This is a genomic window from Streptomyces sp. NPDC000404 (assembly GCF_040300365.1).
GTDB classification, from domain to species: domain Bacteria; phylum Actinomycetota; class Actinomycetes; order Streptomycetales; family Streptomycetaceae; genus Streptomyces; species Streptomyces ramulosus.
The window spans coordinates 196,726-221,296 of record NZ_JBEPDN010000006.1; the positions used below are offsets into that span (position 1 = coordinate 196,726).

At 74.0% G+C, this 24,571-nt stretch carries 27 protein-coding genes; 15 read left to right on the forward strand and 12 right to left on the reverse strand.

What is annotated here, in order from left to right; genetic code table 11:
• Positions 1-8: 8 nt before the first annotated feature.
• Complete coding sequence (locus ABT345_RS13335) at positions 9-359, forward strand: hypothetical protein (RefSeq protein ID WP_345077945.1); 351 nt, start codon at positions 9-11, stop codon at positions 357-359.
• Between the two features lie 76 nt (positions 360-435).
• Here ABT345_RS13335 and ABT345_RS13340 read toward each other — a convergent pair whose 3' ends face one another.
• A complete protein-coding gene (locus ABT345_RS13340; RefSeq protein WP_345077942.1) occupies positions 436-1,491 on the reverse strand; it encodes an NAD(P)-dependent alcohol dehydrogenase in 1,056 nt (351 codons plus the stop codon).
• Between the two features lie 139 nt (positions 1,492-1,630).
• Here ABT345_RS13340 and ABT345_RS13345 point away from each other — a divergent pair, with 139 nt between their 5' ends.
• Positions 1,631-2,545, forward strand: a complete 915-nt coding sequence (locus tag ABT345_RS13345) for a helix-turn-helix transcriptional regulator (protein ID WP_345077939.1) — start codon at positions 1,631-1,633, stop codon at positions 2,543-2,545.
• 59 nt (positions 2,546-2,604) lie between these two features.
• Here ABT345_RS13345 and ABT345_RS13350 read toward each other — a convergent pair whose 3' ends face one another.
• The 4 genes from ABT345_RS13350 to ABT345_RS13365 form a co-directional block, all read right to left on the reverse strand.
• Positions 2,605-2,958, reverse strand: coding sequence for a hypothetical protein (locus tag ABT345_RS13350; protein ID WP_345077936.1), 354 nt, complete (start codon positions 2,956-2,958; stop codon positions 2,605-2,607).
• A gap of 198 nt (positions 2,959-3,156) precedes the next feature.
• Entirely contained in the window at positions 3,157-3,729 is a 573-nt protein-coding gene (locus ABT345_RS13355) for a PadR family transcriptional regulator (protein WP_345077933.1), read from the reverse strand.
• Between the two features lie 57 nt (positions 3,730-3,786).
• A complete protein-coding gene (locus ABT345_RS13360) occupies positions 3,787-3,996 on the reverse strand; it encodes a ferredoxin (protein WP_345077930.1) in 210 nt (69 codons plus the stop codon).
• 134 nt (positions 3,997-4,130) lie between these two features.
• The gene (locus tag ABT345_RS13365; protein WP_345077927.1) at positions 4,131-5,354 is read right to left on the reverse strand and encodes a cytochrome P450; all 1,224 of its coding nucleotides are present in this window, start codon (positions 5,352-5,354) and stop codon (positions 4,131-4,133) included.
• 267 nt (positions 5,355-5,621) lie between these two features.
• Between ABT345_RS13365 and ABT345_RS13370 the strand changes: the two genes are divergently transcribed.
• Entirely contained in the window at positions 5,622-6,098 is a 477-nt protein-coding gene (locus tag ABT345_RS13370) for a MarR family winged helix-turn-helix transcriptional regulator (RefSeq protein ID WP_345077925.1), read from the forward strand.
• Positions 6,099-6,334: 236 nt separating this feature from the next.
• On the opposite strand, the gene ABT345_RS13375 is transcribed toward ABT345_RS13370, so the two are convergent.
• Positions 6,335-7,513, reverse strand: a complete 1,179-nt coding sequence (locus tag ABT345_RS13375) for a flotillin family protein (RefSeq protein ID WP_345077922.1) — start codon at positions 7,511-7,513, stop codon at positions 6,335-6,337.
• 73 nt (positions 7,514-7,586) lie between these two features.
• A complete protein-coding gene (locus ABT345_RS13380) occupies positions 7,587-7,820 on the reverse strand; it encodes an NfeD C-terminal domain-containing protein (protein WP_345077919.1) in 234 nt (77 codons plus the stop codon).
• A 302-nt stretch (positions 7,821-8,122) separates the two neighbouring features.
• On the opposite strand from ABT345_RS13380, the gene ABT345_RS13385 reads away from it, so the two are divergent.
• Entirely contained in the window at positions 8,123-8,455 is a 333-nt protein-coding gene (locus ABT345_RS13385; protein ID WP_345077916.1) for a helix-turn-helix domain-containing protein, read from the forward strand.
• Positions 8,456-8,562: 107 nt separating this feature from the next.
• On the opposite strand, the gene rocD is transcribed toward ABT345_RS13385, so the two are convergent.
• The 3 genes from rocD to ABT345_RS13400 form a co-directional block, all read right to left on the reverse strand.
• Positions 8,563-9,801 (reverse strand): ornithine--oxo-acid transaminase, encoded by a 1,239-nt coding sequence (gene rocD, locus ABT345_RS13390; RefSeq protein WP_345077913.1) that lies wholly within the window; start codon positions 9,799-9,801, stop codon positions 8,563-8,565.
• Complete coding sequence (ddaH, locus tag ABT345_RS13395; RefSeq protein ID WP_345078567.1) at positions 9,801-10,571, reverse strand: dimethylargininase; 771 nt, start codon at positions 10,569-10,571, stop codon at positions 9,801-9,803. Before ddaH ends, rocD begins: the two co-directional genes overlap by 1 nt.
• A gap of 390 nt (positions 10,572-10,961) precedes the next feature.
• Positions 10,962-11,579, reverse strand: a complete 618-nt coding sequence (locus ABT345_RS13400) for an Lrp/AsnC family transcriptional regulator (RefSeq protein ID WP_345077910.1) — start codon at positions 11,577-11,579, stop codon at positions 10,962-10,964.
• Positions 11,580-12,099: 520 nt separating this feature from the next.
• Between ABT345_RS13400 and ABT345_RS13405 the strand changes: the two genes are divergently transcribed.
• The 6 genes from ABT345_RS13405 to ABT345_RS13430 all read left to right on the forward strand — a co-directional run bounded on the left by ABT345_RS13405 (position 12,100) and on the right by ABT345_RS13430 (position 17,967).
• Positions 12,100-12,873 carry an ATP-grasp domain-containing protein gene (locus ABT345_RS13405; RefSeq protein ID WP_417833734.1) on the forward strand — a complete coding sequence of 258 codons (774 nt, stop codon included), beginning with the start codon at positions 12,100-12,102 and terminating at the stop codon, positions 12,871-12,873.
• Positions 12,874-13,025: 152 nt separating this feature from the next.
• On the forward strand, positions 13,026-13,853 hold the full coding sequence (locus tag ABT345_RS13410) for an SGNH/GDSL hydrolase family protein (protein ID WP_345077907.1): 828 nt from the start codon (positions 13,026-13,028) through the stop codon (positions 13,851-13,853).
• 32 nt (positions 13,854-13,885) lie between these two features.
• Positions 13,886-15,187 carry an acyltransferase family protein gene (locus tag ABT345_RS13415; RefSeq protein WP_345077905.1) on the forward strand — a complete coding sequence of 434 codons (1,302 nt, stop codon included), beginning with the start codon at positions 13,886-13,888 and terminating at the stop codon, positions 15,185-15,187.
• A 112-nt stretch (positions 15,188-15,299) separates the two neighbouring features.
• The gene (locus tag ABT345_RS13420; RefSeq protein ID WP_345077903.1) at positions 15,300-15,995 is read left to right on the forward strand and encodes a response regulator transcription factor; all 696 of its coding nucleotides are present in this window, start codon (positions 15,300-15,302) and stop codon (positions 15,993-15,995) included.
• Positions 15,992-17,440, forward strand: coding sequence for a sensor histidine kinase (locus ABT345_RS13425; protein WP_345077901.1), 1,449 nt, complete (start codon positions 15,992-15,994; stop codon positions 17,438-17,440). The genes ABT345_RS13420 and ABT345_RS13425 overlap by 4 nt, the downstream gene beginning before the upstream one ends.
• Entirely contained in the window at positions 17,440-17,967 is a 528-nt protein-coding gene (locus ABT345_RS13430) for a GerMN domain-containing protein (protein ID WP_345077899.1), read from the forward strand. Before ABT345_RS13425 ends, ABT345_RS13430 begins: the two co-directional genes overlap by 1 nt.
• Before the next feature lie 13 nt (positions 17,968-17,980).
• On the opposite strand, the gene ABT345_RS13435 is transcribed toward ABT345_RS13430, so the two are convergent.
• On the reverse strand, positions 17,981-19,261 hold the full coding sequence (locus ABT345_RS13435) for an MFS transporter (protein WP_345077896.1): 1,281 nt from the start codon (positions 19,259-19,261) through the stop codon (positions 17,981-17,983).
• Between the two features lie 66 nt (positions 19,262-19,327).
• On the opposite strand from ABT345_RS13435, the gene ABT345_RS13440 reads away from it, so the two are divergent.
• The 4 genes from ABT345_RS13440 (at position 19,328) to ABT345_RS13455 (ending at position 23,161) form a co-directional block, all read left to right on the forward strand.
• Positions 19,328-20,383, forward strand: a complete 1,056-nt coding sequence (locus tag ABT345_RS13440; RefSeq protein ID WP_345077893.1) for a LysR family transcriptional regulator — start codon at positions 19,328-19,330, stop codon at positions 20,381-20,383.
• Between the two features lie 33 nt (positions 20,384-20,416).
• Positions 20,417-21,067, forward strand: coding sequence for a TetR/AcrR family transcriptional regulator (locus ABT345_RS13445; RefSeq protein ID WP_345077890.1), 651 nt, complete (start codon positions 20,417-20,419; stop codon positions 21,065-21,067).
• Positions 21,064-22,446 (forward strand): MFS transporter, encoded by a 1,383-nt coding sequence (locus ABT345_RS13450; protein WP_345077887.1) that lies wholly within the window; start codon positions 21,064-21,066, stop codon positions 22,444-22,446. Before ABT345_RS13445 ends, ABT345_RS13450 begins: the two co-directional genes overlap by 4 nt.
• A 202-nt stretch (positions 22,447-22,648) precedes the next feature.
• Positions 22,649-23,161 carry an SgcJ/EcaC family oxidoreductase gene (locus ABT345_RS13455; RefSeq protein ID WP_345077884.1) on the forward strand — a complete coding sequence of 171 codons (513 nt, stop codon included), beginning with the start codon at positions 22,649-22,651 and terminating at the stop codon, positions 23,159-23,161.
• 166 nt (positions 23,162-23,327) lie between these two features.
• Here ABT345_RS13455 and ABT345_RS13460 read toward each other — a convergent pair whose 3' ends face one another.
• Positions 23,328-23,819, reverse strand: coding sequence for a YbaK/EbsC family protein (locus tag ABT345_RS13460; RefSeq protein WP_345077879.1), 492 nt, complete (start codon positions 23,817-23,819; stop codon positions 23,328-23,330).
• A 121-nt stretch (positions 23,820-23,940) separates the two neighbouring features.
• Between ABT345_RS13460 and ABT345_RS13465 the strand changes: the two genes are divergently transcribed.
• Complete coding sequence (locus ABT345_RS13465) at positions 23,941-24,459, forward strand: helix-turn-helix domain-containing protein (protein ID WP_345077876.1); 519 nt, start codon at positions 23,941-23,943, stop codon at positions 24,457-24,459.
• The last annotated feature ends 112 nt before the right edge of the window (positions 24,460-24,571 follow it).

The following is a 24,571-nucleotide window of genomic DNA, read 5'->3' on the forward strand; positions in this document are numbered from 1 at the left end:
AGCATCTCATGAGCTTTCCCCTCGGCAAGCTTCTGGAGCTCGACGTAAACAAGACCCAATCCCCTGGCGGTCAGGACAAGGTGGTCCTGACCAGGGATGGCGACTTCCAGTTCTTCCCCTCTGCCGGCCTCATCACCGTGCGTCAAGGCGATGAGCTGGACCTGGAGAGCGAGGACGTCTTCGTGCCGTTCGGCGACGGCGACGTGGAACTGACTCTGAAGGCGGTGAATCAGCCGGGGCACCCCATTTCCCTGGGGTCGATATTCCTCCGGCGTGACGAAGCAAATGTGGGGGAATTGTCGAAGAGATTCGAGGGCGGTGGGGCGTTGTACGGACTGAAATATAAAGTCTTGCCCTGAGGCCGCGCGGGGGCGTACGGGGGCGGCGCGGCCTCCGGCCCGCCGCCCACCCCATACGCCCCGACGCGTCGGCTCGTCAGATCGTCGACGCGTCGATCACGAAGCGGTAGCGCACATCGCTGGCGACGACGCGGTCGTACGCCTCGTTGATGCGGTCGGCGGAGATCACCTCGATGTCGGCGCCGAGGGAGTGCTCACCGCAGAAGTCGAGCATCTCCTGCGTCTCGCGGATGCCGCCGATCAGCGAACCGGCGAACGACCGGCGCCCGCCGAGCAGCGCGAACGGCGCGATGGGCAGCGGCTTCTCCGGCACGCCCAGCTGGACGAGGGTGCCGTCGGTGCGCAGCAGGTCCAGGTAGGCGTTGAGGTCGATGTTGGCGGAGACCGTGTTGATGATCAGGTCGAAGGTGCCGGCCAGCGCCTCGAACGTCGCCGGGTCCGACGTCGCGTGGTAGTGGTCGGCGCCGAACCGCAGACCGTCGTCCTTCTTGCGCAGCGACTGGCTGAGCACCGTCACCTCGGCGCCCATCGCGTGCGCGATCTTGACGCCCATGTGGCCGAGACCGCCGAGACCGATCACGGCGACCCGCTTGCCGGGGCCCGCCTTCCAGTGGGCCAGCGGCGAGTAGAGCGTGATCCCGGCGCACAGCAGCGGCGCCGCGGCGTCCAGCGGGAGGCTGTCCGGGATGCGCAGGACGTAGTTCTCGTCCACCACGATGTGGGTGGAGTAGCCGCCCTGGGTGGGCTCGCCGTCCCGCCCGACGGCGTTGTAGGTGTCGACCCAGCCCAGCTCACCGGTGCAGTACTGCTCGTTGCCGGCGCGGCAGTTCTCACACTCGCGGCAGGAGTCGACGAAGCAGCCGACGCCGACGCGGTCGCCGACCGCGTAGCGGGTGACGGCGGAGCCGGTCGCGGCGACGACGCCGGCGATCTCGTGGCCCGGGACGATCGGGAAGTGGCCGCCCTCGCCCCATTCGGCGCGGGCGGTGTGGATGTCGGAGTGGCAGATACCGGCGAACTTGATCTCGATCAGGATGTCGTGGGCACCCGGTTCGCGGCGCGGGATGGTGGTCCGCTCCAGCGGTGCCTTCGGTGCGGGTGCGGCGTACGCGGCGACAGAGGTGTGGGTCATGCTCCCGAGGATGCAAGGGCGACCGGACCGTAGCCAGTGCCCCCCGCAACGTATGACCGGCGTTCCTACTACTGGGAGGGACACCCAGCGGACCCCGGACGCTTTCCCGGGGCCCGTACCGGGTGCGCATACTTCGGGTATGGACCAGCGCACCGAATTGAGCGAGTTCCTGCGCTCGCGGCGGGCCCGGCTGCGGCCGGAGGACGTCGGGCTGCCCGCGTACGGCAGACGGCGGGTGCCCGGACTGCGGCGCGAGGAGCTGGCGCAACTGGCCAGGGTCAGCGTCGCGTACTACATCCGGCTGGAGCAGGGCCGGGTCGGCAACGTCTCCGCCGCGGTGCTGGATGCGATCGGCGACGCGCTGCGGCTGACCGGCGCGGAGCGCGACCACCTCGCCCACCTGGCCCGACCGGTGCCGCGCCGGGGCCGCCGGACCGTCCGCCCGCAGCGGGTGCGGCCCGCCCTCCAGCAGCTGCTGGACACGATGGAGGCGGTGCCCGCGTACGTCATCGGGCGGCGGCTCGACATAATCGCCTGGAACCGGCTGGCCTGCGCGCTGCTCGGCGACTTCCCCGCGCTGTCGCACAAGGAGCGCAACCTCACCTGGCAGATCTTCCTGGACCCGGCGGCCCGCGAACTGTACGAGGACTGGGAGGCCAAGGCGTCCGATGTCGTCGGTTATCTGCGGCGGGACGCCGGGCGCAACCCGGACGATCCGGCGCTCGCCTCGCTGATCGGTGAGCTGTCCCTCAAGAGCGACGACTTCCGGCGGCTGTGGGCCGCGCACGACGTCCAGGACAAGGGGTTCGGCACGAAGGTGCTGCGGCATCCGCTGGTCGGCCGGCTGACCCTCGCGTACGAGACGCTGAGCCTGCCCGCCGACCCCGACCAGCAGCTGATCACCTACCACGCGGAGCCCGGCTCCCCGTCCGCGCAGTCCCTGCGCCTGCTCGCCTCCTGGACGCTGGAGCCGGCCCGCCCCCGCCCGGACGGGGAGGGGGACGGGGCGCGGACCGGGGACGATGCGGAGGCGCGGCCGTCGGGGTCGGCCTGAGGGCTGTCGCGTAATCCCTGGCGGGCGCTTCGTGGCGGGCGCTGCCTGGCGGGCGGTTTCTAGCGGCGGTGGAAGAGCACCGAGCGGATCTTGAGCCGGTCGGTGGCGTGGCCGCCGTTCGGGCGGAGGGTGAAGGAGTCGCCGTCGCAGCCCGCGCCGGAGAAGACCGTCACGAAGTCGTCGGTGTCGTTGCGCGGGGTGTGCGCGGGCGCCACCCAGTCCTGTGCGGCCTCGGGCAGCGTCAGGCAGACCCCGCTCGGCGGATCCGCCAGGGTCCCTTCGTGCACGGCGCCGTCCTGGGCGTCGATGAGGTACGTGAACGAGCCGGTCGCCGCCTCGGCGGCGGAGGCGGGCAGGGCGACGGCGAGCGCGAGGGCGCCGAGGGCGGCGGCCACGGTGTGGCGAAGGCGCATGGGCGTTTCCTTCCGGGGACGGACGCGCCCCGCGGCGGGGCGCGTGCCGGGAGCAACTGTCCGGCCCCGTAAGGCGTGACGCGTCCGCGCGCCCGGTCACACGAAGGAGTGCCGGGTGCGGAAGGCCGTGCGGTGGCGGGGCCCGGCGCGCCCGGTGGCGGTGCCCCAACTGGGTGGTGGGGCGCGCCCGTTGCGTCGTCACGTCGCCGTGTGCGCCGCCGTCTCGCGGCTGCGCAGGATCGCCGCGATCCGTTCGCACCAGGCGCGGGTCTCGCGTTCGAAGGTGAGGCCGCGCAGACAGGTCAGGTACGGGCCGATGCGGGCGCCGCGGAGGAGGAAGGTGGTCTCGTCGAGGTCGCCGCGGAGCCGTTCCAGGACCCGGTCGAAGATCTCGGTGCGCCCGGCGGCGATCCGGGCCCGCTCGGTGAGCTGGGCGATCACCGGGGCGGCCGGCAGGCGGTCCACGGCCTGCACCTTGACCATCAGGTCGTCGCGGAGGAAGGACGGCCGGACGGTGGCGGCGGCGAAGCGGTGCAGTTCGCCGATGCCCGCCTCGGTGACCGTGAACAGCCGCTTGTTCGGGCGCATCTCCTGCACCACCTGACGGCCGGCGACCAGGCCGTCCCGCTCCAGTCCGGACAGTTCGGTGTAGAGCTGCTGCGGGCGGGCGTACCAGAAGTTGGCGACGCGGGTGTCGAACTCCTTGGCCAGCTCGTAGCCGCTGCACTCGCCGTCCAGCAGGGCGGCGAGCACGGCGTGCCGCAGGGTCATCGCGACTCCTCTCGGACGCGGCGGGGCGGGCCGGCGAGTGCGGCCCGCCCCGCCGGATCAGACGCGTTCGGTGGCCTCCTCCAGGGCGATGGCCGCCGCGGGGCAGACGGCGGCGGCCTCGCGGACCGCCTCGTGCAGCTCGGCGGGTGGCCGGGCGTCGAGGAGGACCACGATGCCGTCCTCGTCGCGCTGGTCGAAGACGTCCGGTGCGGACAGCACGCAGCTGCCGGCGCCGCAGCACTTGTCCTGGTCGACGGTGACTCGCATGACGTTGCTCCTCGGGTGGGGCCGGGCGGCGGGCCGCCCGGTGGGTGTACGCGCGGATCGGTGGCGCGGGAGTCTAAGTGCCTTATGTGGGAGGGGAGTTGACGGGGCGCGGGGCCGGGCCGGGAGGCTGCCGGTCACCAGCCGACCGGCAGGGAGTGCACCCCGTAGATGCCCATGTCGTGGCGGAACGGGACCTCCTCGAAGGGGATCGCGAGGTGCAGGTCCGGCAGTCGGCGCAGCAGCGTCTCGAAGGCGATCTGCATCTCGATCCGGGCCAGCGGCTGGCCCAGACACTGGTGGATGCCGAAGCCGAACGCGACATGGCGGCGGGCGTCGCGGGTCACGTCGAGGCGGTCGGCGCCGGGGAAGACGTCCTCGTCGCGGTTGGCGGCGTTCAGGGTGCAGAGCACGCCCTCGCCCGCCCGGATGGTGACCCCGCCGACGGTGACGTCCTCGGTGGCGGTGCGCGGCACGCCGTTGTGGACGATCGACAGATAGCGCAGCAACTCTTCCACCGCGCCCTTGATCAGGGAGGGTTCGGCGCGCAGCCGCGCCAGCTGGGCCGGGTTGCGCAGCAGCGCGAGGGTGCCGAGCGAGGTCATGTTCGCGGTGGTCTCGTGACCGGCGATGAGCAGCAGCCGGCCCATCCCGGCGATGGCCTCGTCGGAGAGTTCGCCGCGCGCGACGAGCCGGCTGATGATGCCGTCGTCCGGCTCACGGCGCTTCTTCGCCGCCAGGTCCGTCAGGTACCGCAGGAGTTCGTTCTGCGAGGCGCGGACCTCGTCGGGGGTGGAGCGGAGGGTGAGCAGGACGCGGCTGCGGTCCTGGAAGAAGGCGTGGTCCTCGTACGGGACGCCGAGCAGCAGGCAGATCACCAGGGACGGCAGCGGCAGGGCGAATTCGGTGACGAGGTCGGCGCGGTCGCGGCCGTCGGTCATCCGGTCCAGCAGCCCGTCGGTGATCTCCTGCACCTGCGGCCGCATCGCCTCCACCTTCTTGATCATGAAGTCGGCGGTCAGCATCCGGCGCAGCCGGGCGTGCTCGGGGTCGTCCTTGCGGATGAAGCTGAACGAACTGTCCTCGGCGAGCACCCGGGTGCCGGCGGTGAGGAAGGGGAAACCGGGGCTCTTGGCGTCGGCGCTGAACCGCGGGTCGCCCAGGACGTCGCGGACGTCCTGGTGGCGGGTGACCAGCCAGACGGGCGAGCCGTCCCACAGCGTGGCCCGGACGGCCGGCGCCTCCTGGCGGGCGCGGTCGACGGCGGGCGGCGGGTCGAAGGGGCAGCCGGGGGCGCGGGTGGCGGGGACGGCGAAGGGGACCGAGGTGGTTGCGGGGTCGGTGTGCGGTGCGGTCGTCATGGCGGGTCCTTCCACGTTCGGGCACGGGGCGCCGCGGTGAACGGTGCGGGTGACGCCGTCGGCGCGCGGGCGGCGTGCGGCCGGCACGGGGTGCGCCCGGGCCGGTCGCGGTGGGGCCCGCGCCGACTGTTACCTGACTAAAGCAACTATCGAGGTCACGCTAACGCGCCCGCGCCAGAGGTGTAAGGGCGCATTCCGGCCGGGTTCGAGGGTGGCCGATTCCCGCGTGGCGAGGGGGAGTTGGCGGGGGACGGTTAGGGTTCCTGCATGTCGGATCCCGCGCCGGACCAGGACCCCGTCGTCGCGCTGCAACGGGCGCTGGTCATGCTGTCCTACCTGCTCACCCGCTCACAGGCGCACGAACGCCTCGCCGAGCGGGCCGGGGTCTCGGCCCGGCGGTCGGACCTGTGGCTGCTGATGGCCCTGGAGGGCGTCGGCGGCACCAGCCGCGTCGGCGACCTGGCCGATCACCTGATGGTCGAGCCGTCCCATGTCACCCGCCAGATCGCCCGGTTGGCGGCGGAGAAGCTCGTCGAACGCACCCCGGACCCGTGCGACCGGCGGGCCCGCCTGGTCGCCATCACCCAGCACGGCCGCACGGTCCTGGGCCGCCTCCAGGGCGCCCGCCAGCACTCCCTCCACCAGGCCCTCCACGGCTTCGACCCCCGCGACGTGGCGATCACGGCGGAGGTGCTGAACCGGCTCACGGAACATGTACGGGAGCGGGAGGCGGGGGCGGAGTGAGGGCGACCGGGCGGGGGCGGCGGGGCTCGTCCGTGGGGGAGAGGTCCGGGGCGGGCGCGGTCCGTAGGGGGCCGGCGGCGTGCGGGACCCGGTCCCGTACGGGTTCGTAGAGGGCTCGGGTCCGCACCGGGCCCGGTCCCGTACGGGAAGCGCCGTACGGGACCGAAGAGGCTGGTCAGCGACTTCTCGCCCTCTTGCCTCTCGCCTCTCGGCTACTCGGCTACTCGCCCTCCCGGCTACTCGATCCCGATCCGGCCGTCGTCCTCGGGGCGGCGGGAGTCGGCCGAGGCGCCCGTGCGGGGCGCGGCGTCCCCGGACGGTTCTCCGGTCGTCTCGGGCGCGCCCAGGTTGCGGCGGACCGAGTCGAGGATGGTCAGGCCCTGGCCGACCAGACCGGCGGCGATCTCGCCGAGGCCGTCCGCGCCGTTCAGGACGTTGACGTTGGCGCCCGACAGGCCCGCCGACGCCTCCTTGACGATCTGCGGCAGCTGGTCGATCAGCATCCGGTCCAGCGCCACCCGGTCGTACGACGCCGCCGCCTCCGCCTGGATCTTCATCCGCTCCGCATCGGCCAGCGCCAGCAGCCGGATGCGCTCGGCCTCCGCCTCGGCGGGCTTGACGACCTCCGCCACCAGCTCCTGCTGGCGCAGCGACGCGGCCCGCTCGGCCAGCTCCGTACGGGCGGCCAGCACCTCCTGCTGGGCGTGCGCCTCGGCCAGCGGGCCCGCCTGCGCGGCCTGCGCCTGGGCGCGGTCGACCTCGGCGTTGTACTGCGCCTGGACCACCGCGGTCTGCCGCGAGTACTCGGCCTGGTTCCGCGCCGCCTCCTGCTGCGCCTCGGCCGATGCCTGGGTGGCCTTGGCCTGCGCGATCTGCGCCTGCCGCTGGATGGCGGCCTTGTGCGGTGCGGACATCGCCTCGATGTAGCCGGTGTCGCCGTCGTCGATCGACTGGATCTGCAGCGAGTCGACGATCAGGCCGATCTTGGCCATCTCCGTCTTGGAGGTCTCCAGCACCTCGGTGGCGAGTTTCTGCCGCTCGGTGACGATCTCCTCGACGGTCATCGAGCCGATGATGGACCGCAGATGGCCGGCGAAGATCCGGCCGGTCAGCACGGACATCTGGTCCTGATCGGACAGGAAGCGCTGCCCGGCGTTGACGATCGACTCGGTGTCGTTGCCGACCTTGAACGCGATCACGGCACGCACGGTCAGCGCGATGCCCTGCCGCGTCACACAGGTCTCGGCGACCTCCGACTCACACATCGACAGCGTCAGGAACCGGGTCTTGCGGAAGACCGGCAGCACGAACTTGCCGTGGCCGATCACCACGCGGAACGGGGCGTCGCCGTGCCCCCGGCGGCCGCCCGAGATCAACATGGCCTCATCCGGGGCCGGTACGCGGTAACCGAACATCTCTCGTCTCCTCAACCGGCGCCGCCGGCCCGGGGGCGGTCCGCGGCGCGGGGCGCACGCGAACGGCGGCTCCCTAACCGTTCAGCGCGTCCAACGGATCGGACCAGGCGAGGACATCCACCTGCCGGGTGCCGCGCGAGGCGATCACCAGCACCTCCGTGCCGGTCGCCAGCGGCTGCGCCGACCAGGCCAGAAACGTCTCGGACCCGCCCCTGACCCGCACCTGGACCTCACCGGGCCCGGCCTCGCCCCGGGTGCCGATGAGCAGCACCCCGATGCAGCCGATCACGGCCTCGTCCCGCGCCATCGACGGCTTCCCCCTCGCCTTGCTGGTCCTGCTGCCGACCTTAGCCCCCGGCCAGGCCCTTTACCCGCGACGGAGCCTCCCCGGAGAAGGGCATTACCTGACTTTGACGCGGGAGGGGCGGGGGGGGGGAGCGGTGCGGTGCCGGAATTCCCTCGCTGCTCGGCCACGGTCGATCGGTATACGTTTCGCCGCATGGCTGATGTCTGGGTGAAGCGGGCCCAGCAGGCGAGGGAGCGCTGTGCGGCAGAGGGGCACACCGCTCATGACGAGTTCACCCGTGAGATGTCGAGGGGAGAAGGACGATGAACCACGCCCGATGGAAGCTCGCGCGTGAGCGGAGGATGTCCGAGGGCGGCGCCGATGCGCCCGAGGCCGAGGCGATGCGCAGTGAGATCCGCCTCGCCTTCGACCTGGGACAGGCCGTGTACGACCGCCGGACGGAGCTGGGGATCTCGCAGAGCGAACTCGCCGAACGGGCGAGGATGACCCAGCCGCAGATCTCGAAGCTCGAACTCGGGGGCACGGTCCCCACCCTTCCGCTCCTGGCGCGGCTCGCCGAGGCCCTGGACGCGTCGCTCAACATCGCGCTCGACAGCGGTAACTCGACCGTGGTCTTCACCGCCCACGCGGCCTGATCACCTGATCGCCTGGCCGCCCGCGCCGCACAGCGCCGCGGCCCGGCGGGGATTACCCGTCGGGCCGCGTCCGTCCGCGCGAAGCGGGCGTTCGTGCGAGGTCGGGGCTAGCCGAGGACCTTCGCCAGGGAGCCGAGGGCCGACTCCAGGTCCTCGCGGGTGATCGTCAGGGGCGGGGCGAGGCGGATGGTGGAGCCGTGGGTGTCCTTGACGAGGATGCCTTCGGCCATGAGGAGTTCGCTGATGTGGCGGCCGGTGCCGAGGGCCGGGTCGACGTCGATGCCCGCCCACAGGCCGCGGGAGCGGAACGCGACGACGCCGCGGCCGACCAGGGCGGTAAGGCCCTCGCGCAGCACCTCGCCCAGCTCCGCGGCGCGGCGCTGGAACTCGCCGGTGGCCAGCAGGTCGACGACGGCCGAACCGACCGCGGCGGCCAGCGGGTTGCCGCCGAACGTCGAGCCGTGCTCGCCGGGGCGCAGCACCTCCATCACGTCGCGCCGGGCGACGACGGCGGAGACCGGGACGATGCCGCCGCCGAGCGCCTTGCCCAGCAGCAGGACGTCCGGGACGACGTTCTCGTGGTCGACGGCGAGGGTGCGGCCGGTGCGGCCCAGACCGGACTGGATCTCGTCGGCGATGAAGAGGCACCCGGCACGGCGGGTCGCCTCGCGGACGCCGGTGAGATAGCCGTCGTCGGGGATCATCACGCCCGCCTCGCCCTGGATCGGCTCGATCAGCACCGCGGCGGTGGTCTCGTCGATCGCCGCTTCGAGGGCGGGCAGGTCGTTGTACGGGACGATGCGGAAGCCGGGGGTGAACGGGCCGAAGCCGTCGCGGGCGACCGGGTCGGTGGAGAAGCTGACGAGGGTGGTGGTGCGGCCGTGGAAGTTGTCCGCGGCCACCACGATCGTCGCCTGATCGGCCGGGACGCCCTTGACCTCGTACGCCCACTTCCGGGCCAGCTTGATGCCGCTCTCCACCGCCTCGGCGCCGGTGTTCATCGGCAGGACCATGTCCAGGCCGGTCAGCGACGCCAGGCCCGCGGCGAAGGCGGCGAGCTTGTCGTGGTGGAAGGCGCGCGAGGTCAGCGTCAGCGCGTCGAGCTGGCGGTGGGCGGCGGCGGTCAGCGCCGGGTGGCGGTGGCCGAAGTTGAGGGCGGAGTAGCCGGCCAGCATGTCGAGGTAGCGGCGGCCCTCGACGTCCTCGACCCAGACGTCCTCCGCACGCGCCACGACCACCGGCAGCGGGTGGTAGTTGTGCGCGAGGACGGGCGTCTCGGCGGCGATCACGGACGCGGACGAGGCGGCGGCACCGGACGCGGGGCCGGTCTGTGCGAGAGCGGTCATCAGCGGATCTCCTGGGTGCAGCACTTGATGCCGCCGCCGGCCTTGTGGAACTCCGAAAGGTCGACGGGGACGGGGACATAGCCCTCCTGGGCCAGCCGGTCGATGAGCCCGGTGGCCTGCGGGGCGACGAAGACATGACGGCCGTCGGAGACGGAGTTCAGGCCGAACGCCATCGCGTCGTCACGGGTGGCGCGCACCGCCCGCGGGAACAGCCGCTCCAGCACCTGCCGGCTGCCCGCCGAGAACGCCTCCGGGAGGTAGGCGACGTTCTCGTCGTCGAGGGCGAACAGCGCGGTGTCGAGGTGGTAGAAGTACGGGTCGGTCAGCTGGAGGGCGACCGTCGGGACGCCGAAGAACTCCTGGATCTCGGCGTGCGCCGCCCGGCTGGTACGAAAGCCCGTACCGGCCAGGATCAGCCCGCCGACCGGCACCAGATCGCCCTCGCCCTCGCACGAGGACTCCGGGCGGCGCACCGGGTGGCCGTCCGCCGCGAACCACTTCTCGTACGCGGCGGACTCCGGGCGGCGCTCGGGGGCGTGGAAGGACGAGCCGAAGACCTTGCCGTGCAGGCAGAGCGCGGCGTTGGCGGCGAAGACCATGTCGGGCAGGTCCGGTTCGGGCGCCACGGTGTCGACGGTGTGGCCGTGCGCCCGGTAGGCGGCGGCCAGCGCCTCCCACTGCCGGGCGGCGCGCGCGGTGTCGACGGGGGTGTCGCCGCTCATCCAGGGGTTGATGGCGTAGCGGACGTCGAAGTGCTCCGGCGGGCACATCAGGAAGCGGCGCGGCCGGGCGGTGCGGCGGGGCGCGGGGAGCGCGTCGACGGTGGCGCGCAGCGGGGTGTCGCCGGTGGGGGCGAGGTGGGTGGCGTCGAGGGGGCCGGTGGTGCCGGCCGGGCTGAGGGGGCCGGTGGTGCCGGTGGGGTCACCGGGGTGGGTCGCCACGGCCGTTGCGGCGGCGGGGGCAGGCGGTGCGGGCTCGTGGCTCTTGGGGGCGGGCGCATGACTCGTCGGCACGGCAGAACCTCCGCTTCTTACGGGGCACGACCGGTCGGCCCGCGGCGGGACGGCCGCGGGACTGCCGGATATGTCTCCACGGTAGAGAGCGGCCGATGCGCGGGACAAGCCGAACATGCTGCGTGCGGACGCAGCATCGCTGCGTGATCAGTCGCCTCGGTGGAGGATCGTTGCGTCGGCCGACGGGTCCTCGGGCGCCGCCCGCCGGGCGCCCGCCTCCGCGGAGTCCGGCAGCAGATGGGACAGCACGAGGTAGCTGATCGTCTTCCGGATGAAGGGTTCGTCGCGGATCCGCTCCAGCACCTCCTCGAAATGCGCGACGTCGGTGGCCCGGACGTGCAGCAGCGCGTCGGCGGAGCCGGTGACGGTCATCGCGGCGGCGATCTCCGGGTGGTTGCGGACCACCTCGGCCAGCCGCCGGGGCGGCGCGGCGCTGTCGCAGTACACCTCGACGTACGCCTCGGTCAGCCAGCCCAGCGCCGAGGGCCGCACGGTCGCGGTGAACCCGGTGATCACCTCGGCGTCCCGCAGCCGGTCGACGCGGCGCTTGACCGCGGTGGCGGAGAGCCCGATGGCCGTACCGATCTCCGCGAAGCTGGTCCGGGCGTTGTCGATGAGCGCCGCGACGATCTTCCGGTCCAGCTCGTCGAAGGAGGCGGTGCGGGAGGCGCCGGGGCGGGGCTTTCCGGTGCCGGCGGTGCCGGTCGCGGTGGAGCGTGCGGGGGTGTGGTGGGGCGTGCCGTTCCTGGGGGACTTGCTGGCCATGGGGGCTCCCGGTGGGTGAGGTGGGGGCACGGTATCCAGGGGGCGGGGGCTTTGGGCAGGGAACTGCGGGGTGGTGTCGGTCGTCGTGGAAGTGGCGCGTGCGCCGTGCGGATACGGCGCGGACGCGTGCGGACGAGGAGTCGGGCCCGGGGCGCGGTAGGCGCGGGGGTCCGGCGGGATGAGAGGCGGGAGGGGTGCGGTGAGGGTCTGTCTGCTGACGGACAAGCCCGGCCATCCGCTGCTGGCGGCGGCATCGGCGCTGCTGGCCGAGCGGGGCACGGTGGTGGCGTACGACCCGGATGCGGGGCGGGCGGCCGTGCCTGTGGCCGTGCCGGAGGTGGCGGACGTGCCTGCGTCCGTGGCCGTGCCGGAGGTGGCGGATGTGGCTGTGTCCGTCGCCGTGGCGGAGGTGGCCGTGCCCGTGCGGGGGGCGGTGGGTGCGCCCGGGCCCGTCGCCGTGCCGGATGCGGAGGCCGCACCCGTACGCGTATCCGCAGGCGTTCCGGGCGGAGGCGCCGCTCTGCCCGCGGCGTTGCGGGGGAGCGGCGGGGCGCAGGGCCTGGAGGCGGCGGGCCTGGAGGTGCAGGGCCTGGATGAGCAGGGCGTTCCCGTCGCCGATGTCTATCTCCTCAAGGCGCACACGCCCCGTGCGCTGGCGCTGGCCGCGCGGCTGGAGGAGACGGGCGCCGCGGTGGTCAACTCCGCGGCGGCGACCGCGCTGTGCCAGGACCGCACGGAGATGGCGGCGCTGGCGCGGTCGGCGGGCCTGCCGTTCGCGGCGACCCGGACGCTGGAGCGGCTCGGGCCGCTGGCGGCGGCCGGGGAGCCGTCCGTGCCGCTGGTCGTCAAGAGCCGCCGCAGCCGCCGCGGTGACCTCGTCGCCCGCGTCGACACCGCCGCCGACCTGCGCCGGCTCGCCGCCGCCTGGCCCGATGAGCCGGTCGTCGTCCAGGAGTTCACCCCGAACGGCGGCTGGGACCACAAGCTGTGGGCGATCGACGGACAGCTCTTCGCCGCCGTCCGCCGCTCCGAACTGGCCCCCGGCGGCCGCGGCGCCACCACCACCGTCGGACTGGATCAACTGCCGGACGGCTGGGCGGAGTTGGTGCGCCGGGTCGGTGAGGTCTTCGCCCTCGACGTCTACGGCGTCGACCTGCTGGACGCGGGCGGCGGCGCCCCGGTCATCGTCGACATCAACGCCTTCCCCGGCGTCCGCGGCCAGGCGGGCGCCCCGGAGGCGTTGGCGGGGCTGGCGGCGCGAAGGGCGGCGGAAGCGCGGGCGGGCCGGGGGTAGGGGCCCTCCCGTGGGGCCGCCTCGTCCGCTCCAGCCGTGAAACCGCGGCCTCCCGGCGCCCTCGTCCGCCCCCGTGACCGTTCCTTGCTCGCCATATGAGCAAACGATGACGGCGGGCGGAATGTCGCTTTCGGGCTGTTGTGCTGGGGCGTATGAACAGTGACCACAGGAACGTGTTCCGGCGGCCCGTATGCCGTGCCGTGGCCGCGGGCGCGCTCGCGGCGCTCGGGCTCGGGCTGGCCGCCTGCGGAGCCGGGCCGGACGCCGGGGTCCGACCCGCCGGGCAGAAGACGACGACGGCGGCGGCGCCGGAGAAGACCGGCAAGAAGGTGCTGTGGATGGGTGATTCCATCGCCGCCGCCGAGAGTCCGGCCCTGGGCGCGGCGCTGGCCGCCGGCGGCGTGGACTTCAAGGACGCGTCGTCCGACGGCGGCGGGACGGTGGTCGCGGGCGGCGACCGGATCACCAACATGATCTCCGCCGACACCTGGAAGGCGCTGGACGGGAACCTCGCGTCCTTCCGTCCCACCGTCGTCGCCTACCAGCTCACCACGTACGACTGGGGCACTCGCAAGGAGCAGCGCGCCGCCTACGAGAAGCTCGTGGCGAAGGCCAGGGACGCGGGGGCGCGGACGGTGTTCGTGCCGACGCCGCCGATAAAGATCGACGACTTCTACCAGGAGCACGCGCCGCAGATGCGCACCGCCGCGTCGGTTGCGCAGGAGGTCGCCCGCAAGAGCGGCGGCGCGGCGCTGTACCTCGACGCGTCGCGGCTGTGGGGCACCGACCCCGCGGCGAAGAAGGCGCAGCGCGCGGCCGACGGGATCCACAACTGCCAGCAGGGCGCCGCCGCGTTCGCCGACTGGTTCGCCACCGAGCTGGGCGAGTCGGAGGGCTTCACGCCCGCGCCGGTGGACGACTGGGCGCGCGGCTCGTGGACCGGCAACGACCGGTACGCCACCCTCAAGTGCGACCGCTGAGGGCGACGGCGATGACTGCGCGAGGGTTGCCGGTGACTGGGGAAGGGCGGCCGCTGACGACCGGGGAAGGCCTGCTGCCGGCGACGGCGGAAGGACCGCCGTCGGCGATCGCGCCCGCATCGGCGGAGACGTCGGCGGAGACATCGACGGAAGCCCCGGCCGAACGCCGCCCGCATCTCGCCTCCCTCGACGGGCTGCGGGGATTCGCGGTCGTGGCCGTGCTGCTCTTCCACGGCGGGCTGCTGAGCGGCGGGTTCCTCGGGGTCGACCTGTTCTTCGTGCTGTCCGGCTTCCTGATCACCGGGCTGCTGCTCGGGCAGGTGGCGCGCGGCGGGCGGATCGGGCCGGTCGCGTTCTGGGGCCGCCGCGCCCGCCGGCTGCTGCCCGCGCTGGTCTGCGTGACGGTGGCGGTCTTGGCGGCGACCTGGGCCTGGGGCACCCCCGCCCAGCTGCGGTTCGCGCTGGACGACGCGCCGTGGGCCGGCGCCCAGGCCGTCAACTGGCACTACATCGCCGAGCGGATCGGCTACTGGAACGGCGCCGACACCCGGGTCTTCGCCCACCTGTGGAGCATCGGCGTGGAGTGGCAGTTCTACCTGCTCTGGCCGCTGGTGGTGGGGTGCGCGGCCCGGGGCCGGCACGCCGAGCGGATCGTGGCGGCGGTCGCCGGGGCGGGGGCGCTGGCCTCCCTCGCCGTGACCGTCCCGCTGGGCGCCGCGGTGGACACCACCCGCGCCTACGAGGGCACCGACACCCGCGCCGCCGCCCTGCTCCTCGGGGCGCTCGCCGCCACCGCCCCGGTGCGTGCGCTCGTCCGGCGGGTGCCGCGCCGGGTGGCCGACCCGGTGTGCCTGGTCCTGGCGGGCGGGCTGGCCGCCGCGTGGGTGGTGACCCAGGGGGAGAAGGAGCCGCTGCTCTTCCGGGGCGGGCTCTTCGTGCACTCGCTGGCCGCCGCGGCGCTGATCGTGCTGCTGGCGCGGGTGCCGGGCACCCGGGCGGCGCGGATCGCGGGCGGCGCCCTGCCGCGCCGTCTGGGCGAGATCTCGTACGGCCTCTATCTGTGGCACTGGCCGGTGTACCTGCTGCTGTTGCCGCGGCTGGACGGGCTCGGGCGGCCGGTCGCGGTCGCGGTGGCCATCGGGGTGTCGGCGGGCGCCGCCGTGGTGACGCGGCGGCTGGTCGAGGACCCGGTGCGGTTCGGCGCCGGCTGGGCGCGCGGCCGGCGCGGTCCGCTCGTGGTGGCGGCGCTGGCGCTCGCCGGGGCCGCCCTGTGGGCGGCGCTGCCGGTGCCCGTGTCCGGCGCGGGCACCGTCGACATCGGGCAGCTGCGGTGAACGGCGCGGCTCACCCGGCCGCCGCCCCGCGGTTGTCCGATACTGCCCTGGCGCCCGGCTGTGAGCGCCGGGGCGCCCCGTGCACCGTCCGCCCCCTGAAAGGAGCCTGCTCATGACCCGAGTCCTGCTGATCGAGGACGACCGGGCCGTGCGCCGTGGTGTCGTGCTGGGGCTGACCCGCAACGGGCACGAGACCGAGGCGGTCGGCACCGGGGAGGACGGGCTGGAGGCGCTGGCCGCCTTCCGGCCCGAGCTGGTGCTGCTCGACCTGATGCTGCCCGGGATGAGCGGTCTGGCGGTGTGCGGCCGGATCCGTGAGGTCAGCCGGGTGCCGATCGTGATCCTCTCCGCGCGCGGCGACGACATCGACGTGGTCGTCGGGCTGGAGGCGGGCGCCGACGACTACGTCGTCAAACCCGCGAGCGCCGCCGTCATCGAGGCCCGGATGCGGGCGGTGCTGCGCCGCATCGAGCCCGCCCCGGACGCCGACCCGGCCCGGCGGCTCGCCACCTTCGGCGATCTGGAGATCGACCGCGGGGCGATCATCGCCCGCAAGAACGGCGCCGAGCTGCCGCTCGCCCCGTCCGAGCTGAAGCTGCTGCTCTTCCTCAGCGCCTCCCCGGGGCAGACCTTCGGCCGCCAGCAACTGCTGGAAGACGTCTGGGAGCACAGCTTCTACGGGGACGCCCGGCTCGTCGACGCCTGTGTGATGCGGCTGCGCGCCAAGATCGAGGAGGACCCGCGCCACCCGGTGTACGTCCAGACCGTCCGTGGCTTCGGCTACCGCTTCGGGCCGCTGCCCGCATGAGCGCCGCCCTCCCCCGTGGCCTGCGCCCGCGGCTGGTCGTCGCGTTCGTCCTCGTCGCCGCGCTCAGCGCGCTGCTGACCGCCGCGCTCACCTTCCGGCAGGCCCGCAGCGCGATCCTGGACCGCACCCGCGACACCGCCGTCGAGGAACTGCGGCGCCAGGTCGACGCGCTCGCGCCCAATCTGCCGCCCGACCCCACCGACGGCGATCTGCGGATCTTCGCGAGCCAGCTCGACCACGCCGCGGGCGACGGCCGCCGCACCGCCGTCTCCCGCGACGGCGGCCCGCTCCTCGGCACCGCGCAGGGCATCGGCACCGCCCTGCGCGCCGCCACCCGGGGCGGCGACACCGCCTTCGCCGAACGGGTCGCGTCCACCGGGACGCCGCGGCTGCTGATCGGCATGCCGGTGCGGTACGAGGACCAGGGCGCGGACGCGGGCAAGCCGTCCGGACTCGTCGTCTACGCGGCGCTGCCGCTCGACGGCGAACGGGCCGACATCGCCACGCTGATCACCGCCGCCTGGGCCGGCGCCGTCCCCGCGCTCGCCCTCGCCGTCGTCCCCGCGCTGTTCGCGGCGCGCGGCGTGCTGCGCCCGGTGCGGCGGCTGCGGTCCGCGGCGGAGCGGATCACCTCGGGCGCGCTCGACACCCGGCTGAAGGTCGTCGGCAAGGACGAACTCGCCGCACTGACCGGCACGTTCAACACGATGGCGGCCACCTTGGAGCGGGACGACGCCGAGCTGCGGCGGATGGAGGCCAGGGCCGGCCGGTTCGCCGCCGACGTCTCGCACGAACTGCGCACCCCGCTCGCCGCGATGGCCGCCGTCACCGACGCCCTCGACGAGGACGCCCACTCCGGCGCGCTCCCCGCGGACACCGCCGACGCGGTCCTGCTCGTCAGCGACGAAACCCGCAAACTCGCCGTCATGGTGGAGGACCTGATGGAGATCTCCCGCTTCGACGCGGGCTCGGCCGTGCTGCACCCGGACGACGTGAGCCTGCGCACCGTCATCCACAAGACCCTCCAACTGCGCGGCTGGCGGGAGCCGGAGGAGGTGGTCACCGAGCTGCCCGAGGGCGATCCGCGGCTGCGGGCCGACCCGCGCCGCCTCGACGTCGTCCTCGCCAACCTCATCGGCAACGCGCTGCGGCACGGCGCGCCGCCCGTCACCGTCCGGGCGGTCTGCGCCGCCGACGAGGTGGTGATCGAGGTCGCCGACCGCGGCCCGGGCATCCCCGAGGACGTGCTGCCGCATGTCTTCGACCGCTTCTACAAGGCGGACGCGGCGCGCAGCCGCTCCGAGGGCAGCGGGCTCGGGCTCGCCATCGCCGCGGAGAACGTCCGTCTGCACGACGGGACCCTCACCGCCGCCAACCTCCCCGGTGGCGGTGCGGTGTTCACGGTGGTGCTGCCCGTCCGGCGGGATCCGGAGGGGGCGCTGTGATGCGCCGGGGCGTGTGCGGCGCCGTGCTGTTGGCGGTCTGCGCGGTGGGGTGCGGGGTCGATTCGGCCGGTCCGGACCCGGTCGGCGCCCCGGCCTCCGGCCTGCCGGCGGCCGCGCCCGCCCGCCACGCCCGCCTCTACTTCGCCAGCCCCTACGGGCTCCGCGCCACGGTCCGCGAGGTGCCCGCGCCCGCCACCCCGCAGCAGGCCCTCGACCTGCTCCTCAAGGGCCCCGACGTGGCCGAGCAGAACCGCGGGCTGACCACCGAGGTGCCGCCGGACCTGCGCCGCACCACCGCCCGGGTCGCCCGCGGCGGCGTGGACCTCTACATCCCGCTGCCGGTGTCGAGCATCACCGGCGGCGGCCTCGGCCTCCAGCAGATCGTCTGCACCGTCGCGAACGCCTCCATCCCGGGCGCCGGACACGCCCCCGACGTGGACGTCCGGGTGCACGAGGAGGGGTACGAGACGGTGTGGACCGTGCGGTGCGACGCGACGGGCACCGTCCACCCGGCGAGCCGGAGTTGAGCCGGGCGGCCGCTCAGGCGCCCCGCTCCGCCTCCGGCTCCGCCGCCGCGGCCGTCCCCGGGGCCGCCGCGGCGGCGACCTGCCCGGTGGCCGGGCGCAGCCGCCGCAGCGTGACGGCGCTGATCAGGGCCAGGGCGATCAGCCCGAGGCAGTAGAGCGTGACACCAGGCCAGGCGTCGGCCGCGTAGGCGACGCCGCCGACCGTGCCGCCGACGGCGCTGCCCATGTAATAGAAGAAGAGGTAGACGGCGGCGCCCTGGGCGCCCAGGGCGGTGGCCCGGCCGCCGACCCAGCCGCTGGCCACCGCGTGCGCGGCGAAGAACCCGACGGTGAAGACCACCAGCCCCGGCACGACCGCGCCCAGATGCGGGACGAGCATCACCACCAGCCCCGCGACGGTGGTCAGCAGCGCCGGGATCAGCACCCGCGGGCGGCCGAACCGGTCCACGAGACGGCCGGCCGCCGCCGACGAGAACGACCCGGCCGCGTACGCCACGAAGAGCAGTCCGGCGGCGGTCTGGGAGAGGTGGAACGGCGCCGCGATCAGGCGGAAGCCCAGGTAGTTGTAGACGGTGACGAACGCTGCCATCGCGACGAAGCCGATGAGGTAGAGCCGCAGCAGCCCGCTGTCCGGCAGCGCCCGGCCGATCCCGGCGGCCAGCGCGCGCGGGCGCGGGTCACGGCGGACGAAGCGGACCGATGCCGGGATGGTCAGCCGGAAGAGGACCGCGCAGACCGCCGCGGCCGCCCCGACCGCGCCGATCGCCCACCGCCAGCTGCCGGTCACCTCCAGCACCCCGTCGGCGACCAGCCGCCCGGCCATGCCGCCGATGCCGTTGCCCGCGACGTACAGGCCCATCGCCTGGCCCAGCGACGCGCGGTCCACCTCCTCGGCGAGGTACGACATCGCGGTGGCCTGGAGGCCGGCCAGCGAGAGGCCCTGGAGGACGCGGATCACCAGCAGCGCCGGGAAGTTCGGGGCGAAGGCGGCGGCGATGCCGAGGAGGGCGGCGCAGCTCAGCGCGAGCGTCATCATGCCCGTCCGGCTCCAGGCGTCGGAGACGGCGGTCAGCGGCACCACGGCGAGCGCCATCGACGCGGTCGAGACGGAGACGGTCAGCGAGGACGCGGCGGGCGTCAGATGCAGGTCGAAGGAGAGCGCGGGCAGCAGCGCCTGGACGCAGTAGAGCGTCATGAACGTGGTCAGCCCGGCCGCGAAGAGCGCACCGGTGGCGCGCCGGAAGCCGGGGGTGCCCCGGAGGTGTGCGGCGGGTATCGCGGCGGCGTCGGTCACCCGGCGACGGTAGGCATGGGGCAAATGATGCGTCCAATGCATGGATCGGCGGAGTATGTTCCGGATATGGAACAGATGAGCGAGCTGGGTCATCGGGGTAACGGGGCTTCGGCGGGCCCGCGGTCCGCGCCGGCCGCCGGGGGCCTGCGGGAGCCGCGGGGCGGGCCGGCGGCCGGTGGCGCACGGGAGTCGCGGGGCCTGCCCGGGCCGCTGGCGGCGGTCTGCCCGGACCTCGTGCGGTTCGCGGCCGTCGCCCGGCTGGAGCATCTCTCGGCCGCCGCCGACGAGTTGGACGCACCGCAGTCGACGGTCAGCCGCGGTATCGCCCGGCTGGAGGCGGCGGTCGGCACCCCGCTCTTCGACCGCGAGGGCCGCGGGCTGCGGCTGACCCGGCACGGCCGGGCGTTCCTCGCCCGCGTCCAGCGGGGCCTGGCGGAGATCGCCACCGGCTGCGAGGAGCTGCGCCTCGCCACCGACGTGCCCGGCACCGTCGCCCTCGGCTTCCTGCCCGCGCTCGGCACCGCGCCCGTGCCGCTGCTGGTCAGCTGGTTCCGCGAGCGCCATCCGCAGGCCCGGTTCCAGCTGGTGCAGGACAACGCCGAGGGGCTGCTCGCGCGGCTGCGCGCCGGGGAGGTCGACCTCTGCCTGACGTCGCCGCTGCCCGACGAGGCGGGCATCACCACCGTCCCGGTCGCCCGCGAACCGCTCCGCCTCGTCGTCCCCGCCGGCCACCGGCTCGCCGGACGCGACCGGGTGCGCCTCGTCGACGCCGCCGACGAGGACTTCGTCATGGCCACCTCGGGCTACGGCCTGCGCCGCCTGGTCAACGGCCTCTGTACGGAAGCCGGTTTCACGCCCCGGGTGGCGTTCGAGGGCGCCGAGATCGCCACCATCCGCGGCTTCGTCGCGGCGGGCCTGGGCGTCGCGGTCCTGCCGCCGTCCCCGGTGGCCGTGCCCGGCCTCGTCGATCTGCCGATGGACGAACCCGCGGCCCACCGCACCGTCGGCCTGACCCGCGTCACGGCCCGCACGCCGACGCGGGCGGTCGCGGACTTCGTCGCGCTGCTGACGGAGCGGGCGCAGGAGTGCTTCGGGGCGGAGTCGGCGCCGGCAGTGGAGTAGACACTGTCTACGTGGGTGCGATAGACAGAGGCCATGACGGAAGAGGGCTCCCTACGGGAGCGGTTGGTCGATGCCGGGGTGGAGCTCGTACTCGCGGAGGGCTCCGGGTCCGTGGGGCTACGGGAGATCGCCCGCCGGGCCGGGGTCTCGCACGGGGCGCCGCGGCGGCACTTCCCCACCCATCAGGCGCTGCTCTCGGCGGTCGCCCGGCGCGGCTTCGAGGATCTCGGCGCCCGGTTCGAGGCCGCGGCCGCCGGCGCGGGCACCCCGCGCGGCCGGGTGACGGCCCTCGCGCGCGCCTATGTGACGTACGCGCAGGAGCGCCGCGGCATGTTCGAGCTGATGTTCCGGCACGACCTGCTCGACGGCGCGGCGCGGTCGGCGGACCGGCCGCGGCTGCGCGAGGCGACCCTCCCGCTCTTCGGGCAGCTCACCGAACTCGTCGCCCGGTGCCGGCCGGAGCGGGCGGCCGGGCACCGCGCCGACGGGCCGGACGCGGCGCCGCCCGCCGTGACCGCCGCCGCCCTCTGGGCCAACCTGCACGGTCTCGCCCAGCTGTGGGCCTGGGGCAGCCTGCCGCTCGCCCTCGGGGAGACGCCGCCGGGCGGCGCCCCCGGAGACGACCCCCGCGACGCGCTCCTCGCGGCGGTGCTGGACGCCCATCTCGGCCCGGTGCCCGCATGACCGCGGCCGTGCAGCGGCGGCTCGCGCTGCCGGTCGGCGTCGCCGGGGCGGCGGTCGTCGCGCTGGACGGCACCGTCCTGCTCGTGGCGCAGCCCGGCCTGAAGCGTGACCTCGGCGCGGGCCTGGCGCAGATCCAGTGGACCAGCACCGGCTATCTCGTCGCGGTGGCCGCGCTGCTCGTCGTCGCCGGGCGCCTCGGGGACCGGTACGGGCATCCGCGCCTGCTGCTCGTCGGCGTCCTCGGGTTCGGTGCCGCCTCGGCGGGGATCGCGCTCGCGCCCACCGTCGGCTGGGTGATCGCCCTGCGCGCGGTGCAGGGCGCCTTCGGCGCACTGCTGCAACCGGCGACGCTCGCGCTGCTGCGGCTGGCGTATCCCGCGGACCGGCTCGCCACCCCCGTCGCGATCCGTACCGGTGCGATCGCGGTGGCGGCGGGGGCCGGCCCGATCCTGGGCGGACTGCTCGTCGCACAGCTGGGCTGGCGCGCGGTGTTCTGGATCAATGTGCCTTTGACCTGCGTCATCGCCGCGCTCGCCCTGGCCCTGCGGATGCCGGCGCCGCCCCGCACCGACTCCTCGCGGATCGACCTGACCGGTGCGGGCCTGCTCGCGCTCGTGCTCGCCGTCCTGGTGCACGCCCTGTCCGGCGTCCCCGACCGGGGCTGGGCGGCCGCGGCGACGCTGGGCGAACTCCTCGCCGCCGCCGGCGTCGCCGCCGTGCTCGTCCGGCACGAACGCCGCACCGCGCACCCGATCGTGCCGCCGGCGGTGGCGCGGTCCGTACCGGTGACGGCGTCGATGGCGCTGCTGCTGGTCATCTCCGCCGGGCTGTTCGGCGCGCTGTTCCGGGCCACCTTCCACCTCCAGGACACGCTCCGCCTCGATCCGCTCGCCAGCGGGCTGCGCGTCCTGCCGATGACCGCGCTCATGGTCCTCGGCGCACCGGCGGCGGGCGCCGCACTGCGCCGCTACGGCGCCCGCCGCACCGCGCTCGCCGGTACGGTCCTCGTCACGGCGGGCATCGCGGCGCTGGGCCGGGTCGGTCCGGACAGCCCGTGGGCGGTCATGACGGCCGCCTTCGCGGCCCTCGGCGCCGGGTTCGCCGCGGTGATGGTCACCGCCACCGGGACCGTCGTCGGCGACGCGCCACCGGGGTACGCCGGGGTCGTCGGCGGCCTCAAGCAGACCGCCGTGAACATCGGGCCGACCCTCGGCATCGCCGTCGCGGCCGGCGTCACCGGACCCGCCGCGGCCACGATGAGCCCGGCGCTGCCGGTCCTGGCCGCGCTCGCCGCACTCGGCCTGCTGCCCGCCGCGCTGCTGCCCGCACGCGCCGCCCGCCACGAGGAGCACGAAACGGCCGCCGCCCGCCCCGCGTAGACACCGAATCCGGGCGCCGCGCCGATGCGTCGCCAGCGGGTGGTGCCTCCGGCCCGGAGCTCCGCCGGCTCGCCGGGTATCCGGTCCCACCGGCGGAAGCGTTGTCCGCGGGGCGAGAGGCCTGCCGAACGCCCTTGACCTCAAGTGCGGTTGAGACGTGAGGCTCGCCTTCGAAGCCGTGTCAGCCGTTGAAGGGACCCCCATGACGACCGTGCGAGGAATCGAGGAGTCCGCGAGCCGCGAGGAAGAGGTCGCCGAGGTCGTGGCGCGCTACGAGGCCGCGTTCAACCGGAACGACGCCGGGGCCATGAACGCCCTCTTCGCGCCGGACACGGTCTTCGTCAACTTCAGCGGCACCCTGGTGTCCGGCGCCGACCGCCTGCACCGGGCGCAGTCCTTCGTCTTCGCCGAGGGCGGCCCGCTGGCCGGCATCACGGTGCGGTACACCATCGAGAACACCGCCTTCCTCACGCCCGAGGTCGCCGTCGTCCATGCACGTCAGAGGAGTGCCGGGGCCGACGGGCCGACGGGGAGCGGCAGCGATCCCATGGAGGCCGTCTTGACCATGACATTGATGCGGGACGCCGCCGGACAGTGGCGCATCCGGATGGCACAGAACACGCCGGTTGCCGCGCACCAGGGAGCACCGAAGCCCGGCGCCGCCCCCGTGCGTCGCCCGGGGGTTGAGGAGCATCGGAACGAAAGCCGGCGCTAAGCGCTTCGCGCGTCCGGGACCGCTTTGACCCGGGCTTCGGTGAAGACGGAGCCTTCGGCAGTCGTGTTGATCACTGACCGTCCGGAGGCCCGGAGTGCCGGCCGAGCCCCCGGTGACGAGTGCCACCTGCCCGGTCAGATCGATCCCTGGCCGAGGGAACCCCTGGTCACGGGCCGACGGGGAGCAGAAGCCCGGCCGTGAGCCGGAGGAGTTCACCGGCAGTGGTCGGGAAAACCGTGCGTGGCGTCCCGGCGGCGGCCCAGAGTTGGGGGTAGTCGCTCAGGGCCGCATCGACCACGGTGGGAAGCGCCTGGGGGTGACCGACCGGAGCCACGCCGCCGATCGCCTGCCCAGTGGCCTGACGCACCTGTTCCGGGGTGGCACGCCGGAGCTTGCCGCGTCCCCAACGGGCGGCGAGCGCTGTGGTGTCCACCTTGTGCCGACCACTGGTCAGGACGAGAACGGGCTCGTCGTCGGAGAGGAACACCAGGCTGTTGGCAATCGCGCCCACATCGCACCCAAGGGCCTCGGCGGCCTCGGCGGCCGTGCGCGTTGACTCCGCCAACTCGCGTACCTGACCCGCGATGCCGGCCTCGGCGAGGATGCGGGCCACCTCCATGCTGCGGACGGGCAGGGGTGTGCCTTCCTGGGGCGCCATGTGACTCCTTCATCCAACGTCGCACCATCGTGCGTTCCGTATACGGAACGTTCTGTATGTGGAACGATAGATCCCTCAAGAGGCTTGGATCAACCGGCCTCCGCAGACGGGAAGGGGCTTCATGGATCTGGCCGCCGGCGTCGGCTTGCGCTTGCGGGAGTTGCGCAAGGCGCAGGGCATGTCACTGTCCGAGCTGGCGCGCAGGTCCAAGATCGGTAAGGGGACGCTCTCCGAACTGGAGGGCGGCCGGCGCAACCCCACTCTGGAAACGCTCTACGCTCTTACGACAGCGCTCAAGGTGCCTCTGAGCACCGTTCTGCACGATCTCGCGTATCCGGCCAAGATCTCCGGTCACGCCGTCGAAGCCGTCCTCATCGAGCGATTCGAGGCTGATACCTCCGTCGCGGAGACCTACCGGGTTCGCATCCGCTCCGGAACGACGCAGGAGTCCGCAGCACATTCCTCGGGCACGACAGAGCACCTCATCGTCTTCACCGGCATGGCGCGCGTCGGCGGGCTCACCGACCCTGTCCTGGTCGGCCCGGGCATGCACGGCAGTTGGGCCGCTGATGTCCCGCACCTGTATCAGGCACCCGCCGGAGACGTCGAGGCCCTGCTGATCGTGCGCTACCCGCAGTGATGCCCCATCGGCGTCGCTGGCCGACCGAGGTCGGCGCCTGCTGCCGCCGGGCGCGAGGAGGCTGGTGATCTCGGCGATCGCCTCCGGCGAGGGATGGAAGTACGCGCGGACG